Origin of the sequence: Krasilnikovia sp. M28-CT-15 (assembly GCF_047159595.1) — a bacterium.
In the GTDB taxonomy this organism is placed as follows: domain Bacteria; phylum Actinomycetota; class Actinomycetes; order Mycobacteriales; family Micromonosporaceae; genus Actinoplanes.
Genome location: NZ_BAAGAK010000001.1, coordinates 5349608 through 5365531 on the forward strand (window position 1 = coordinate 5349608; position 15924 = coordinate 5365531).

General features: G+C 73.4%; 11 protein-coding genes. 3 read left to right on the plus strand and 8 right to left on the minus strand.

Annotated elements, in window-relative coordinates; translation table 11 throughout:
• Window positions 1–17: 17 nt before the first annotated feature.
• From yidD to glgX, 4 genes are read right to left on the minus strand one after another with little or no spacing between them, the layout of a single operon-like run.
• Window positions 18–413: a membrane protein insertion efficiency factor YidD gene (gene yidD, locus ACMCNO_RS24600; RefSeq protein ID WP_412751802.1), complete on the minus strand. Its 396-nt coding sequence runs from the start codon at window positions 411–413 to the stop codon at window positions 18–20.
• A 54-nt stretch (window positions 414–467) separates the two neighbouring features.
• Window positions 468–2201, minus strand: a complete 1734-nt coding sequence (gene treZ, locus ACMCNO_RS24605) for a malto-oligosyltrehalose trehalohydrolase (protein WP_412751803.1) — start codon at window positions 2199–2201, stop codon at window positions 468–470.
• Entirely contained in the window at window positions 2198–4462 is a 2265-nt protein-coding gene (gene treY / locus ACMCNO_RS24610) for a malto-oligosyltrehalose synthase (RefSeq protein ID WP_412751804.1), read from the minus strand. The genes treZ and treY overlap by 4 nt, the downstream gene beginning before the upstream one ends.
• Window position 4463: 1 nt before the next feature.
• On the minus strand, window positions 4464–6575 hold the full coding sequence (gene glgX / locus ACMCNO_RS24615) for a glycogen debranching protein GlgX (protein WP_412751805.1): 2112 nt from the start codon (window positions 6573–6575) through the stop codon (window positions 4464–4466).
• A gap of 195 nt (window positions 6576–6770) precedes the next feature.
• Between glgX and ACMCNO_RS24620 the strand changes: the two genes are divergently transcribed.
• Both ACMCNO_RS24620 and ACMCNO_RS24625 read left to right on the plus strand, forming a co-directional pair.
• Entirely contained in the window at window positions 6771–8696 is a 1926-nt protein-coding gene (locus tag ACMCNO_RS24620) for an amylo-alpha-1,6-glucosidase (protein ID WP_412751806.1), read from the plus strand.
• The gene (locus tag ACMCNO_RS24625; RefSeq protein WP_412751807.1) at window positions 8693–9967 is read left to right on the plus strand and encodes a glycosyltransferase family 4 protein; all 1275 of its coding nucleotides are present in this window, start codon (window positions 8693–8695) and stop codon (window positions 9965–9967) included. Before ACMCNO_RS24620 ends, ACMCNO_RS24625 begins: the two co-directional genes overlap by 4 nt.
• A 1-nt stretch (window position 9968) precedes the next feature.
• Here ACMCNO_RS24625 and ACMCNO_RS24630 read toward each other — a convergent pair whose 3' ends face one another.
• The 4 genes from ACMCNO_RS24630 to ACMCNO_RS24645 form a co-directional block, all read right to left on the minus strand.
• Complete coding sequence (locus ACMCNO_RS24630) at window positions 9969–10232, minus strand: UBP-type zinc finger domain-containing protein (protein WP_412751808.1); 264 nt, start codon at window positions 10230–10232, stop codon at window positions 9969–9971.
• On the minus strand, window positions 10229–11791 hold the full coding sequence (locus ACMCNO_RS24635) for a Na+/H+ antiporter (RefSeq protein ID WP_412751809.1): 1563 nt from the start codon (window positions 11789–11791) through the stop codon (window positions 10229–10231). The genes ACMCNO_RS24630 and ACMCNO_RS24635 overlap by 4 nt, the downstream gene beginning before the upstream one ends.
• Window positions 11792–11894: 103 nt before the next feature.
• Complete coding sequence (locus ACMCNO_RS24640) at window positions 11895–12497, minus strand: hypothetical protein (RefSeq protein WP_412751810.1); 603 nt, start codon at window positions 12495–12497, stop codon at window positions 11895–11897.
• Between the two features lie 59 nt (window positions 12498–12556).
• Entirely contained in the window at window positions 12557–13273 is a 717-nt protein-coding gene (locus ACMCNO_RS24645) for an EcsC family protein (RefSeq protein WP_412751811.1), read from the minus strand.
• 205 nt (window positions 13274–13478) lie between these two features.
• On the opposite strand from ACMCNO_RS24645, the gene ACMCNO_RS24650 reads away from it, so the two are divergent.
• Entirely contained in the window at window positions 13479–15842 is a 2364-nt protein-coding gene (locus ACMCNO_RS24650) for a putative bifunctional diguanylate cyclase/phosphodiesterase (RefSeq protein WP_412751812.1), read from the plus strand.
• Window positions 15843–15924: the final 82 nt, after the last annotated feature.

Consider the following 15924-nt stretch of genomic DNA (forward strand, 5'->3'; position numbering starts at 1 on the left):
ATGGTGTCGCCGCAAGGTCACGGAACGGGGTCGGGCGTCCCGTACCGCACACCGGGGCGGCAGCGGCGCACCCGGGCGGCGGCCAGCGCGGACCCGCGGCGCAGACCGTACCGGCTGATCGCCTCGTGGCCGTACGCGCTGCACGTCGGGGTGAACCGGCACCGGGTGGGCAGCCGTGGCGACACCTTCCGGTACGCCCGGATGGCGCTCAGCGCCGCCCGGTCCCGCAGTGGCGCACCGGCCCGGCCCGGCCGCCCGCCCAGCTTCCCCGCCGCCAGCAGCCCGAACGACACCAGGCTCAGGTCACAGAACGGCAGGTCGCAGAGGTCGCAGGCGCAGTCGCAGTTCTCCCACCACCGGTCCTTCTTCCTGTTCGCCCGGCTCCGGCTGTACCACTTGCTCCGATGTTTCACGGCGACCATGGTGACGTAGCGATGCGAGCACCCTGAGGCAGGGTGGGCGGCGGATCAGCGGTACTCGACCACCGCCGCCGACTCCGGTGGCAGCTCGACCGCGCTGTCGCGCGACACCACGCCCGGCTCGGTGGCCAGCAGCACCGCACCCGCGGGTCCCCGCAGGTCCACCGTCCGCGGCTGGGCGGACAGGTTGGCGGCGATCGCGCACCGTCCCCGCCGGAGCACCAGGACGTCCTCGCCGTGCCACAGCCGCACCCTGCTCAGGTCGGGGTCGGTCAACTCGGCGCGCTCGCGGCGCAGGGCGATCAGCCGCCGGTGCAGGTCCAGCAGCTCGGCATGGCCGGACTTGCCGGGCTCCGACCAGTCCAGGGTGGAACGGGCGAACGTGGCCGGGTCCTGCGGGTCCGGCACGTCGGCCTCGGCCCAGCCGTGCGCGGCGAACTCCCGGCGCCGCCCCCGCCGCACCGCCTCCGCCAGGTCGGGCTCCGGGTGGCCGGTGAAGAACTGCCACGGGGAACCGGCCCCCCACTCCTCGCCCATGAACAGCATCGGGGTGAACGGCCCGGTCAGCAGCAGCGTCGCGCCCACCTTGAGCAGCCCCGGCGACAGGATGGCGGACAGCCGGTCGCCGGTGGCCCGGTTGCCGATCTGGTCGTGGTTCTGCAGGTACGCGACGAACCGGTGCCCCGGCAACGTGCGCACCTCGACCGGGCGGCCGTGCCGGCGCCCCCGGAAGCTCGACCAGGTCCCGGCGTGGAAGAACGCCTGCTCGAACACGGTACGCAGGCACTCCAGCGACCCGAAATCGCCGTAGTAGCCCTGCCGCTCGCCGGTGAGCAGGGCGTGCAGCGCGTGGTGCACGTCGTCGTCCCACTGTGCCTGCAGGCCGTACCCGCCCGCCTCCCGGGCGGTGATCAGCCGTGGGTCGTTGAGATCCGACTCGGCGATCAGGGTCAGCGGGCGGCGCAGGTGCGCCGACAGCGCCGCCACCTCGACCGCCAGTTCCTCCAGCAGGTGGGTCGCGGTGTGGTCGACCAGGGCGTGCACCGCGTCGAGCCGCAGCCCGTCGACGTGGTAGTCGCGCAGCCACGCCAGGGCGCTGTCGATGACGTACCGGCGCACGCCGTCCGAGCGCGGCCCGTCCAGGTTCACCGCGGCACCCCACGGATTGCTGCCGGAAGCCGCGAGGTACGGCGCGAACGTCGGCGCGTACGCCCCGCTGGGACCGAAGTGGTTGTACACCACGTCCAGCACCACCCCGAGCCCGCGGGCGTGGCAGGCGTCGACGAAGCGTTTCAGCCCGTCGGGGCCGCCGTACCCCTCGTGGGGGGCGTACCAGCAGGCGCCGTCGTATCCCCAGTTGCGGTCGCCGTTGAACGCGTTGACCGGCAGCAGTTGCACCAGGTCGACGCCGAGGTCGACGAGGTGGTCCAGGCGTTCGACCGCGGCGTCGAACGTGCCCTGCGCGGTGAACGTGCCGACGTGCAGCTCGTACAGGACGCTGCCGGGCAACTGACGGCCGGTCCACCCGGCGTCCGTCCAGGCGAACGCGGCGTGGTCGTAGACCCGGCTGGGGCCGTGCACCCCGGCGGGCTGCCACCGCGACCGCGGGTCCGGCAGCGCGGCGTCGTGCCCGGCCAGCAGGTACGCGTAGTCCGTGCCCGGCCCGGCGTCGGCCACCTCCAGGCGCCACCAGCCGTCGTCGCCGCGGGCCATGTCCCGGTCCGTGCCGCCGACCCGCAGCCGCACGGTCTGCTCCGGCGCCCACACCTCGAACCGGGTCACTGCTTCACCAGCAGCGCGACGGGGTACGTGGCCAGCAGGTCGGTCAACGGGATGTGGCGGCCCGAGACGTCGGTGCCCGTGAGGAGGTCGGTGAAGCGGTTGCCGTCCAGGCTCAACGCGGTGTCGTGCCAGCCGCCGTGGCGGGCCAGCCCGACCGGCAGCCGGGTGGCGACCACGACGACCCCGCCGCGGTCGTACGCGAGCGCGTGCTCGCCGACCCGCCCCTGCGCGAAGACCGGCAGGTAGGTGCCGAACAGCTCGGGATGCCGGCGGCGCAGCCGCAACGCCCGGCTGGTGACCAGCAGCTTCGCGGCGCCGGTCGCGTCGACCGGCGGCTGCCAGCCCCCGTCGAGGCGGGCCAGCAGCGCGCGCCGGTCGCCGAAGTCGACCGGCCGCCGGTTGTCCGGGTCCACCAGGGAGTGGTCCCACAGCTCCGTGCCCTGGTAGGTGTCCGGCACCCCGGGCATGGTGAGCTGGACCAGCTTCTGGCCGAGCGAGTTGGACCAGCCGGGCGGGGTGATCGCGGCCGCGAAGTCCGACACCTCGCGGTGCAGCGCCGGGTCGTCGTAGACGGTGTCGACCATCGCGCGCAGGGCGGCCTCGAACCGCTCGTCGGGCCGCCGCCAGGAGGTCACGGTCCCGGCCTCCCGGGCGGCCTTGAGAGCGTACGCATGCAGGCGCTCCCGCCCGATCGGCCACGCACCGACCGCGGCCTGCCAGATCAGGTGGGCCAGCGACGGGTCGGGCAGCGGGGCGATCCGCACCCAGCGGCGGATCACCTCGGTCCAGTCGCCGGGCAGCTCGGCCAGCACGGCCAGCCGCGCCCGGACGTCCTCGCCGCGCTTGGTGTCGTGGGTGGACAGGGTCGTCATCCCGGTCGGCCAGGTCTGCTGGCGTTCCTGCGCGGCGTCGTGGAACTCGTCGACCGTGAGCCCGAACTTCGTCGGGTCGGTGCCGACCTCGTTGCGGGCGGTGAACCGGGTCCACCGGTAGAACGCGGTGTCCTCCACCCCCTTGGCGGTCACCGCGCCGGTGAACTGCTGGAACCGTTGCGCCAGCTCGTCGGTGGGGTTGCGCAGCCGGGTGGTGAGCTGGTCAAGGGTCGCGATGAGCTGGGGGCGGCGCCGCCCCGCCTCGGCGCGGGCGCGAGCCAGGTGCCGCGCACCGAACGGCAGATACGTCCGGTAGACCGGGAAGCACGCGGCCAGCTCGGCCAGGCCCGGCGCCGCGTCCAGCTCGGGAGCCAACCGGCTGAGCCGGGCCAGCTCGGCGGCCAGCAGCGTGGTGGCGACGTGGTACTTGGTGTCGTGCACCAGGTTGGGCCAGGAGGTCTCGCCGCCGGTGAGATAGTGGTCGAGGGTGTCGAAGAACGCCTCCGTGGTGGTGTCCACGAAGACGCCGCCGACCTCTGCGAGGGCGTCGTAGCCGGTGGTGCCCGCGATCGGCCACGGCGGCAGCTGCTCGCCCGGCGCGAGGATCTTCTCCACCACGAGCCACGCGTCCGGGGCGGCGTCGTGCAGCCGTTGCAGATATTCCCCCGGGTCGCGCAGGCCGTCCGGGTGGTCCACCCGGATGCCCTGCACCCCGCCCTCGGCGTACCAGCGCAGCAGCTCGGCGTGGGTGGCGGCGAAGACGTCCGGGTCCTCGACGCGCAGCCCGGCCAGCCCGGCGATCGCGAAGAACCGCCGGTAGTTCAGCTCCGCGTCGCCGCGCGTCCACGCCACCAGCTCGTAGTGCTGCCGGTCGTGGATCTCACGGGCGGAGCCGTCGCCGGTGCCGTCGGCGATCGGGAACCGGTGGTCGTAGTAGTGCAGTTCGTCGCCGGAGACGGTGAGCCGGTCCAGGGCGTCCGGCTCGTCGGCCAGCACGGGCAGCAGCAGCCGCCCCCGGGACCAGTCGATGTCGTACCAGTCGGCGTACCGCGAGCCCTGGCCGTGTTTCAGCACGTCCCACCAGGTCGGGTTGGCCGCGGCGACGGCGACCCCGGCGTGGTTGGGGACGATGTCGACGACCAGGCCCAGCCCGGCGGCGCGCAGCGCGGCGACCAGCCCGAGCCGGCCGTCCTCGCCACCGACCTGCGGGTTGACCCGGCCGTGGTCGACCGCGTCGTAGCCGTGCTCGGAGCCGGGGGCGGCGGTGAGCAGCGGCGCGGTGTAGAGGTGGCTGACGCCCAGCTCGGCGAGATAGTCGGCCAGTTCGGCGGTGGCCTTCAGGTCGAAGTCGGGCCGGACCTGGACCCGGTAGGTGCCGGTCGGCGGCATCTCAGACCGTCCGGTCCAGCACCATCAGGGACCGGTCCGGGACGAGGATCTTGGAGCCGGCCTCCACGATCGGGTGCCGGTGCGGGGACGGTGCGGCGGTGTCGATGACGACCTCCCACTTCTCGCCGTAGTCGATGGGCGGGGTGGAGAACTCGATCGGCGCGTCGTGGGCGTTGAAGAACAGCAGGAACGACGAGTCGACGTGGCGCTGGCCGTACTGGCCGCGTTCGCGGATGCCTTCGCCGTTGACGAACAGCGCCACGGCCCGGCCGAAGTCGTTGCCCCAGTCGTCGCCGGTCATCTCCCGGCCGTCCGGGGTGAACCAGGCGAGGTCCTGCAACGGGTCGCCCCCGCCGCGGGCGGTGACCGGCAGGCCGGTGAAGAACCGGCGGCGGCGGAACACCTGGTGCCGGTGGCGGAACGCGGTCAGCTTGCGGGTGAAGTCCAGCAGCTGCTCGTCGGCGTTGTCCCAGTCGACCCAGGCCAGCTCGTTGTCCTGGCAGTACGCGTTGTTGTTGCCCTGCTGGGTGCGGCCCATCTCGTCGCCGTGCGAGATCATCGGAACGCCCTGGCTGAGCATCAGGGTGGCCAGGAAGTTGCGTCGCTGCCGGGCCCGCAGCTCCAGCACGGCCCGGTCGTCGGTGGGGCCCTCCACCCCGCAGTTCCAGGACCGGTTGTGGCTCTCCCCGTCCCGGTTCTCCTCACCGTTGGCCTCGTTGTGCTTGTCGTTGTACGACACCAGGTCGGCGAGGGTGAAGCCGTCGTGCGCGGTGACGAAGTTGATCGAGTGGAAGGGTTTGCGCCCGTCGTCCTGGTACAGGTCGGCCGAGCCGGTGATCCGGCTGGCGAACTCCGCCAGGGTGGCCGGTTCGCCGCGCCAGAAGTCGCGCACGGTGTCGCGGTACTTGCCGTTCCACTCCGTCCAGTTCGGCGGGAAGTTGCCCACCTGGTAGCCGCCGGGGCCGACGTCCCACGGCTCGGCGATGAGCTTCACCTGCCCGACCACCGGGTCCTGCTGCACCACCTCGAAGAACGTGGACAGCCGGTCCACGTCGTAGAACTCGCGGGCCAGGGTGGAGGCGAGGTCGAAGCGGAAGCCGTCGACGTGCATCTCGGTCACCCAGTAGCGCAGCGAATCCATGATCAGCTGGAGGCTCTGCGGGCTGCGCACGTTAAGGCTGTTACCCGTACCGGTGTAGTCCATGTAAAAAACCGGCTGGTCGTCGACCAGCCGGTAGTAGGTGCGGTTGTCGATGCCCTTGAGGCTCATCGTCGGGCCCAGGTGATTGCCCTCGGCGGTGTGGTTGTACACGACGTCGAGGATCACCTCCATCCCCGCGGCGTGCAGGGCCTTCACCATGCCCCGGAACTCCTGGGTCTGCTGGCCCAGCGCCCCCATCGCCGAATACCCGTGATACGGCGCGAAGAACCCCAGGGTGTTGTACCCCCAGTAGTTGCGCAGTCCCAGGTCCACCAGCCGGTTGTCGTGCACGAACTGGTGCACCGGCATCAACTCCACCGCGGTGACCCCGAGGCCCTTGAGATGCTCGATGATCGCCGGGTGGCCCAGTGCGGCGTACGTGCCGCGCAGCTCCCGCGGCACCTCCGGATGCCGCTGGGTCAGCCCCTTCACATGCGTCTCGTAGATCACCGAGTGGTGGTACGGGATGCCCGGGCGCCGGTCGTTGCCCCAGTCGAAGTACGGGTTGACCACCACGCCCTTGGCCATGTGCGGGGCCGAGTCCAGATCCGACATCTGGTCCGGGCTGTCGAAGTCGTACGCGTACAGCGACGGATGCCAGTCGATGTCCGAGTCGATCGCCCGCGCGTACGGGTCCAGCAGCAGCTTGTGCGGATTGCATCGCAGCCCCCGCGCCGGGTCGTACGGGCCGTACACCCGGTAGCCGTAGCGCTGGCCCGGCTCGATGCCGGGCAGGTAGGCGTGCCAGACGAACGCGTCCTGCTCGTGCAACTGGACCTTGCGCTCGTTGCCGGACGGGTCGAACAGGCACAACTCGACGGCCTCGGCGACCTCGGAGAAGATCGCGAAATTCGTACCCGTCCCGTCGTACGTCGCGCCCAGCGGATACCGGTGACCCGGCCACACCTGCATGTCGTCTCCCACCCTCGACCGTCAGGCCCGCGGCCGCGTCTGCGGCCATTCTCACCGATTGGGCTGATAACGTCTGCGCGACTGCCCGGTTACCCGCAGATACCTCCTGCGGGATCCACATTCGAGCATAAGGGTGACCGTGCCGCTGACCGAGCCACCACCACCGCGTCCGCGCGGCGCCGGGCCCGCCCGGCGATGACCCGGCCCGTCCGCTTCGGACCCCAGGTGTGCGGCTCGCTGGCCGACACCGCGGGTGCGGGACGCGAATGGCTGGTGGCCGACGGGCTGGGCGGCTTCGCCGCGGGCACGGTCGCGGGGCTGCGGACCCGCCGGGAGCACGCCCTGCTGGTGGTCGCGGACCCGGCGACCGGGACGCGGCGGGCGGGGCTCGCGGCGCTGGATCTCACCGTCACCCTTCCCTCGGGTACGCCGGTGCCGCTGTTCACCCACGAGTGGGCCTCCGGCGCCGTCTCCCCCGCGGGGCACCGCCACCTGGAGACGTTCACGCTGGCCGACGGCCTGCCGCGGTGGCGGTGGCGGATCGGCGAGGTGGTCGTCGAACGCGAACTCGCGATGGCACACGGGCAGCCGGGCCTGGCGGTCGTGCACCGGGTGGTGGCCGCGCCGGAGCCGGTCAGCCTGGCGGTCGCCGTGATGTGCGCCACCCCCGGCACCCCCGGCATCGCGCAGGTGGCCGACGGGGTCGTGGTGGCGGACGCCTACCGGCTCGCCGGGCCCGGCTGGCAACCCGGCGGCACGTGGCATGTGGGGGCGCGCACCCGCGCCGACGACGCGGTCGAGGACCTGTGGTTCGCGGGGACCTTCCTCGAACGGGTGACCCCCGGCGGTGTCATGGAGATCTCCGCATGGGCGGGCGAGCTGACCCGGCCGCCGCCACCCGCCGCCACGGTCGTCGCCGCCGCCCACCGGCGGGCGCGGCGGCTGATCGCCGCAGCCGCCGACGGGTACGCGGGCGCACTGGCGCTGGCCGCCGACGCGTTCGTGATCCACCGGCCGGACGGCCCCGACGTGATCGCCGGATACCCGTGGGCCAGCAGCCACCTGGACGACACGATGACCGCGTACGAGGGCCTGTTCCTCGGCGGCGGCCGCGCCGACGAGGGCCGCGACCTGCTCACGGTACGCACCCGCGCCGCGGTACGGGCGGCCCGCAGCGCCCCGACGGCCGAGCTCCGGTCCTGCGGCGCCCCACGGTCCTCGCCACCGCCTGCGGGCGCTGACGCGCCACTGTGGCTGGTACACGCGGTCGACCGGCACGTCAGCCGGACCGGGGACACCGACCTCGCCGCGGAGCTGGCCACCGGGCTGGGCAGGTTGCTGCGCGCCCATCTCGACGGCCGCGGCCAGCTGCACGTCGACCCCGACGACCAGTTGGTGCGCGTCGGGGTCACCGCCGGGACCGCCGCCGACGGCCGCACCCCGGCGGCTGCGGCCAGCGTGGACTCCGCCGTACCGCGAACCGGCAAGACGGTCGAGGTCAACGCGCTGTGGGTCAACGCACTGGCCGCCCTCGCCGGCCTGTACGACCTGGCCGGGCGCGACACCACCGGGCTGCGCGCCCGGCACGCCCGCGCCCACGCGTCCTTCGCCGCCCGCTTCCCGGCCCCCGAAGGCTGGCTGTACGACGTGGTCGACGGCCCCGCCACCGCGTACCCGCTCGGTGGCGGGGCGCACCACGACGACCCGACGCTGCGCCCGCACCAGTTGCTGGCCTGGTCCCTGCCGTACGCCCCGCTGGCCCGGGCGGACGGCGCGGGCGCGGTGGCCGTCCGGGCGATCGGCGGCGCCCTGCTGACCCCGCTGGGTCTGCGCACCCTGGCCCCCACCGAGTACGGCTACCAGGGCACGGATCAGCACCACACCGCCGTCCACCAGGGCACCGTCCGGCCCTGGCTGATCGGCCCGTACGCGGACGCCTGCGCCGCGACCGGCCGCCCGACCGAGGGTCTGCTGAGTGGACTGGAGGCGCACATGCACGAGCACGGCATCGGTTCGGTGAGCGAGAGCGCCCACGGCGACGCGCCACACCGGGCCACCGGACGCCCGTTCTCCGCCCGCGCGGTGGCCGAGGCGCTGCGGGTGCGGGAGCACTGCCGGTGACCCGCGTCCTGATGCTCAGCTGGGAATACCCGCCGCTGCTCGTGGGCGGCCTCGGGCGGCACGTGCACGCCCTGGCCACCACACTGGCCGCCACCGGACACGAGGTCACGGTCGTCACCCGCCACACCCCGGGCGCGCTGCGCGAGGAGTACACCGAGGGGGTACGCGTCGTGCGGGCCCCCGAGGACGCGCCGCCGGTCGTGGCGGACTCCGGCGACCCGCTGGCCTGGGCGCTGGGGTTCGGTCACGCCCTGACCCGGGCCGCCCTGCGGGCCACCCGTACCGGCGGCTACGACGTGGTGCACGCCCACGACTGGCTGGCCGCGCACCCGGGGGTCACCCTGCGCGAGCACCTGGACGTGCCGCTGGTCGCCACGATCCACGCCACCGAATCGGGGCGGCACCAGGGGTGGCTGCCCGCCGCACACAACCGCACCATCGACGACCTCGAACGCTGGCTGGCCCACGAGGCGGTCCGGGTCGTCGTCTGCTCGGAGTACATGCGCCGGGAGGTGGGGCGGCTGTTCGCCATGCCGCCGGAACGCATCGAGGTGGTGCCCAACGGCGTCGACGCGCTGCGCTGGCATGCTCGGCCCCGGGCGGTGGCGGCGGCCCGGCGCCGGTACGCGGACGGCGACGCCGCCCTGGTCAGCTACGCGGGCCGGTTGGTCTACGAGAAGGGGGTGCAGTTCCTCCTGGCCGCGGTACCGCAGTTGCGGGAACGCCACCCCGGGCTGCGGGTGGTGGTCGCGGGCGAGGGTCCGTACTCCGACGAGCTGCGGGCGCAGGCGGCCGGGCAGCCGGGGGTGACCTTCACCGGGTTCCTCGGCGGGCACGAGCTGGCGGCGCTGATGGGCGCGTCCGACTGCTACGTGGTGCCCAGCCTGTACGAGCCGTTCGGGATGGTGGCGTTGGAGGCCGCCGCGGCGGGGACCCCGGTCGCGGTGGCCGACACGGGCGGTCTCGCCGAGATCGTCGAGCCGGGCGCCAGCGGGGTGGCGTTCCCGCCGGGCGACCCCGGGGCGCTGGCCGCGGCGGTCGGTGCGGTCCTGGCCGACCGCGAGTACGCGCGCTCGCTGGCCCGGCGGGCCCGGCGCCGGGCCCGCGAGGACTTCGCCTGGCCGCGGATCGCCGCCCGCACCGCCGAGGTGTACGAGGCGGCCCAGGATCACGACGCGCGGCGGGTCGCCCGGGAGGCCGAGAGCGTGCTGGCCGCGGGCGTCACCATCCCGCCCGCCCGGGAGGCCCGGTCTCCGCGGCCGACCGCGTAGCTCAGCCGAGCAGTTCGTCCTCGAAGCACCACCGCCACGTCTCCCCCGGCTCGTACGAGCGCATCACCGGGTGACCGGTCTCGTCGTGGTGCGCGGACATGTGCCGCCGCGGCGACGAATCGCAGCAGGCCACCGCACCGCAGCTCAGGCACTCCCGCAGGTGCACCCAGTCGGTGAAGCCGCCCGCGACGCACGCCGGGCAGCCGTCCTCGTACGCCGTCCGGGGGGCGGGCTCCCCGGCCTCCTTCAGATGCTGGCAGGTCACTCGTCGTCACTCCGGGTCAAGTAGGACTCCTCCAGGTCGAGCTCGCGTTGGGCGCGGGTCAGCACCTCCTCGGGGATGCGGCCCTCGTTGCGGGCCACCTTGAAGACGTGCCGCTCCGCCGCGATCATCTTGCGCCGCAACCGACCGTACGCTGCCGAGGGTGTCTCCTGTGCCTGGTTGCCGAGCCGCTCCCAGGCCACGTTGGCCCGGCTGTCGGTGAGCGCCCGCAACCGTTCCACCACCGCGGGCGGGGCACCGTCCGCGTTCTGCTCCAGCGCGGCCAGCGCCGCCCGGCTGGCCGCGTGCTGCACCCCGGCCTCGGCCAGGGCGTCCTGCACGCTGGTGTCCTCCACCACCCCGAGGCGCCGCGACAGCCACGGCAGGGTGGTCCCGTGCACCAGCAGGGTCAACACGATGACCGCGAACGCCACGAACACGAACAGCTCGCCCGGCAGGCTCGGATATCCGGTCAGCGTCAGCGCCGCGGCCAGCGTGACCACGCCGCGCATCCCGGCCCACGCCACCACCGCGGGCACCGCGGGGGCGGGCCGCTGTTCCCGGGCGCGTACCCGCGGCACCAGCCGCGCCAGATACGTCGCCGGGTACATCCAGGCGAAGCGGACCACCACGACCGTGGCGAACACGGCGCCGGTGACCGCGGCCGTGGTGGCGGGGGAGGTCTCCAGTCCCGCGACCAGCTCCCGCAGCTGCAGACCCACCAGCAGGAACACGACCCCTTCGAGCAGGAACGTCAGCAGCCGCCACACCGCCTCCATCTGCAGCCGGGACGTGGCCGACAGCAGGTACGGGATCCGGTGGCCCAGGTACAGCCCCGCCACCACGACCGCGACCACGCTGGAGGTGTGCAGCCACTCGGCCACGATCACCACCACGAACGGGGTCAGCACCGACAGCGCGTCGTCGAGCAGCGGGTCCTCGATGCGGCGGTGCAGCCACGCCGCCCAGATCGCCGCCAGCAGGCCGATCAGCAGCCCGCCGCCGCCCTTCAGCACGACCTGCCCGGCGATCTCCCAGAAGCCGGCCGCCGTACCGAGCAGCGCGCCCACCGAGATCCGCAGCAGCACCAGGGCGCTGGCGTCGTTGAGCAGGCTCTCGCCGTCCAGGATGGTGACCACCCGCCGGGGCAACCCGACCCGGCGGGCGACCGCGGTCGCCGACACCGCGTCCGGCGGGGCGACCACCGCGCCCAGCGCCAGGCACGCCGCGAACGGCACCTCGGGCAGCAGCAGGTGCACCACGGCGCCGACCGCGAACGCGCTCACCACCACGAGACCCACGGCCAGCAGCAGGATCGGGCGCAGCGCGTCGGTGAACGCGGGAACCGAGGTGCGCAGCGCCGCCACGTACAGCAGCGGCGGGAGGATGCCGAGCAGCACCAGCTCCGGCTCCAGGTGCACCGTCGGAACACCGGGCACGAACGACAGGGCCAGCCCCGCCACCAGCAGCACCAGCGGCGCGATCAGCCCGAACCGCCGGGCCAGCGCCGCGCCGAGCACGCTGATCGTCACGAGCACGACCGTGTCGACGATGGCCTCCATGCCGGGAAGCTTAGAGACGCGCGCCGCCGGTGCGACCGCGGCCCGCGCCCACCTGCCGGGCTGGCGCAGCCTGATGCTGCGACGCGCCCGGGGAGGTCGTGCCCTACTTGGTCCGGATGACGTGTGAGCGGTAGACGGTGGCCTCGTGGTTGCCGTCGCCGCTGCGCCGCTGGACGACGGCGTCGACGGAGAACACGTACCCGGTCTTGGGTTTGAGGCCGGTGATGCGTCCGCTCATCCGGCCGCACGGCGCGGCGGGCTGGACCCAGACGATGCCGTAGTCGTGCTGATGGCCGACCACGAGGTCATGACTGATCGCGGTGAGCCGGAACCCGACCAGGTTGTATCCGCCGATGTTGTACCAGGTGGCCACGGCGTCGGTGGTCCCGGTCGTGACCTCGAGGGCGTCGATGCGGGAGAAGTTGTAGGTCTTCGCCTCGCAGCTCGGGCCGTTGGTGGGCACCGGGGTCGTCGCGGACGGCAACGGGAGGAAGCCGGTCGGTGCGGGGCTGGGCGTCGGGGCGGTGTAGCTCGGTCCCGGCGCCGGCGTGGGACGGCCCTGGGCCACCCTGATCCAGGGCGGACCGCCGGACGGCGGGGTCGTGGAGGGCACGCCCGCGGTCGGCGTCAGCAGGCTTGACGCACTGCCGCAGCCGGCCAGCAGGGCGAGCGCCAAGGGCAGCACCGCCCAGTTCCTGGGTCGCACGGCGCCTCCCGCCGATCGGAGTGTTACCCGGTTCAGATCGGACGCCGCACCGGCCCACTTTAGTGACCTTGGGAATAATGCTCGCGGGCCCGCCGCGCGAGCCGGGTGGTGGCCGTCGAGTTCGCCCAGGTACCCAGGATCACGCCGGCCCCGGGGATGATCTTCACGAACATCCGCTTGGTCGCCTTGACGCCCGCCATCTGGGCCAGTTTCGCCCCCAGCCGCAGGATGGCGCCGGTCAGCGGCCGGTCGGTCACGCCCTCGAAGATCCGGCTGGCCCGTTCCCGCCCGGCGGCCACCCCGAGGGCCAGCCGGGCCGACTCGGCGATCCGGTGCACCCGCTGCAGCAGCAACAGGTCGGTGGCCCGGGCCGGATGGGTCGGATCGAGGCCGTGGGCCGCGGCGACATGCAGCACCATGCGGGCCTGCGTCCAGGCGAGCAGGCCCACGTCGACGACCGCGCCGGGCAGCCCGACGGCGCCGGAGATCGCGCCGGAGAGCCGGGCCTGGTGCGTGAAGCGGCGGATGGCGAGCTGGGCCATGGCGTCCGGGCCGAGATCCGGCCGTTCGGACCGGAGACGCGCGGCCCAGGAGCGGGCCTGCGGCCCCAGGCGGCGCACCGCCTCCAGCGCGAGGTGCTCCGGGGCGTACTCGGGGTCGGCCTTCATCCGCGCCCACAGCGTGCCGGGTGGCCCGGCGGTCTCGGGCTGCCGGCCAGGCGGGTCGTCGGCGGGCGGGGCGGTCGTCTCGGGCGGGGACTGCGTGCGGTCACTCACCAGATCGCTCCGGAGGGAAGGAGGAAGGGATCTGCGCTTCATTGTGCCGTGCAGATGCACGTGCACGAACACCGGATCCGATCATTGCGCTGACCAGCACCGACGGCGCTACCCCGGGTTCTGCTCAGACCATTGGACCGGCGACCGATAAGCCAGGCCGACGGGCACGACGGTGCCGTGGCGTACACCCGGAGGGCGACAGGGCATGACGGTCGAAGGACGGCAGGTGGAGCGGCTGCGGCCGACTCCCGCGCTGGTCATGGCCGGCGCCGTGGTCCTCGCCGCGATCGCGCTGTTCCTGGTCAACCTCGCCGAGCCGTGGACGCCCCTGTTCTGGAACTGGGTACCGTCCGTGGCCGCCGCGGCGGCCGCCGCCGTGGTCTGCTGGCGTACCGCCACCGGTCCCGAGCTGGGCGCCGTCGCCCGCCGCTTCTGGCGCCTGCAGATTCTGGCGGCCGTGCTGATCGGCCTCGGCGCCGCGGGCGACGTGCGGCATGCCGCGGTGCACCCGGCCGGCTCCGGCGCGCAGCACGACCTGCCCACCGCGATCCTGTACTGCCTGTCGATGGCCGTTCTGCTGTGGGCGATGCTGCAGTTGCCGGTGATCCGGCACGAGCGCAAAGAGCGGCTGCTGCGGTACTCGCTCGACGCCCTGACGGTCACGGTCACGGTCGGCCTGTTCACCTGGTACCTCACCCGCCACGCGGTCAGCGCCTCGCTGGCCGGAAGCGACGCCCTGCCGGTCGTCGTGCTGGCCACGCTCGGCCTCGTCGGCGTGGCCGCGGTCGGCAAGCTGGCCATGAGCGACCTGGGCGGCCTGGACCGGGTCACGGTCCGCCTGCTGGCCACCGCGACCGCGGTGGGTGCGTTCGGTGCGGGACTGTTCCCCCTCTTCGTCGACCTGCCGCCGGGCCTGCGCGGCTCGCAGATGTTCACGCCCGCCACGCTGCTGTTCATGGCGTTCGCCGCCGACCGGCAGCGGCGTGCCGCGGGGATGCCGCCGGTCGCGCGGCCCCGGCGCCGGTTCGGCGTGCTGCCGTACCTGGCGGTCGCGGCGACCGACGGCCTGCTGCTGGTGATCAGCAACGCGGCCGGGGACGGTGCGCTGATGGTCGCGCTGGCCGCGGTCTGTCTCACCGCCCTGGTCGTGTTCCGCCAGGTCAATGCGCTGCGGGAGAACGGCCGCCTGCTGCGCCGGCTCGACACCAACCTGGAACAGCTCAACCAGTACCAGCAGCAGCTGACCCACCGGGCCACCCACGACGGCCTCACCGACCTGGCCAACCGGGCGCTGTTCGAGCAGCACACCCGGGACGCGCTGGCCACGGTGGCCACCACGGGCGGCGAGGACTCCACGCTCAGCCTGGCGCTCATCGACCTGGACGACTTCAAGGCGATCAACGACCGGCTCGGCCATGCGGTCGGCGACGCCATGCTCGTCGTGGTGGCCCAGCGGCTGCGCGAATGCGTACGGGTGGACGACGTGGTCGCCCGCCTCGGCGGCGACGAATTCGGCCTGCTCCTGCACGGGCTGCGCGGCGACGAGGCGACCGAGGTGCTGGCCCGCATCACCGAGGCGCTGAACCGTCCCGTGCACGCGCTCGGCTACGACCTGCTGGTACGCGCCAGCGTCGGCCTGGCCGAGGCGTGGCCCGACGCCAGCCCGCAGGAACTGCTGCGCCGCGCCGACCTCGCCATGTACGCGGCCAAGGAACGCGGCAAGGGCCGCCACGCCGTGTACGACGCCGAGCTGGAGCAGCACCAGGCCGCCGACGCGCAGCTGGGTGCCGAGCTGCGCCAGGCCCTGGACCGTGGCGAGTTCTCCCTGGTCTACCAGCCCATCGTGCGGCTGCCCGACGGCAAGTGGACCGGGGTGGAGACCCTGGTGCGCTGGACCAGCCCGGTGCGCGGTTTCGTCGGGCCGGACAAGTTCATCCCGATCGCCGAACGCACCGGACTGATCGTGCCGCTGGGCGACTGGATTCTGCGTACCGCGCTGCGCCAGGCGATGGCCTGGATCGAGCAGTTCGGCGACGACGCGCCGCACGAGATCGGCGTGAACGTCTCCGCGCGTCAGCTGCGCGAGCCGGGCTACGCCGAGACGGTGCGCGACGCGCTGGCCGAGACCGGCTTCGATCCGGAGCGGCTGGTCGTCGAGGTCACCGAGACCGCGGTCTTCGACGGCGGCGTGGCGCTCGACGCCCTGCAGATGCTGGTGACGCTCGGCGTGAAGGTGGCGCTCGACGACTTCGGCACGGGCCACTCCTCGCTCGGTCTGCTGCGTACCTGCCCAGCGGACACCCTCAAGGTGGACAAGTCGTTCGTGGACGGCATCGGCGGGCGTTCGGAGGAGGCGGTCATCGCCACCGCGATGATCCAGATCACCAACGGCCTGCACCTGCAGGCGATCGCCGAGGGTGTGGAGACCGCCGAGCAGGCGGACACGCTGCACCGGCTGGGGTACCGCTTCGCCCAGGGCTACCACTTCTCCCGGCCGCTGTCGGCCGAGCAGCTCGGCGAGCGGCTGACGGAGAGCCGGTTGGCACAGGCGACGCTGACCACTCGCTGACGCCGCATGACGCAGGCCACGCTCGGGTGCGCCTCAGTCTGACGTTTCCGCCGCCGATGGTGACTCGACAACCATTCGCAGC

What these genes read in the sequence shown, in the direction of transcription:
- ACMCNO_RS24635 (WP_412751809.1), bottom strand. Translation starts at nt 11,791, where the DNA reads ATGGAGGCCATCGTCGACACGGTCGTGCTCGTGACGATCAGCGTGCTC.
- ACMCNO_RS24620 (WP_412751806.1), top strand. Translation starts at nt 6,771, where the DNA reads ATGACCCGGCCCGTCCGCTTCGGACCCCAGGTGTGCGGCTCGCTGGCC.
- ACMCNO_RS24650 (WP_412751812.1), top strand. Translation starts at nt 13,479, where the DNA reads ATGACGGTCGAAGGACGGCAGGTGGAGCGGCTGCGGCCGACTCCCGCG.
- treY (WP_412751804.1), bottom strand. Translation starts at nt 4,462, where the DNA reads ATGCCGCCGACCGGCACCTACCGGGTCCAGGTCCGGCCCGACTTCGAC.
- glgX (WP_412751805.1), bottom strand. Translation starts at nt 6,575, where the DNA reads ATGCAGGTGTGGCCGGGTCACCGGTATCCGCTGGGCGCGACGTACGAC.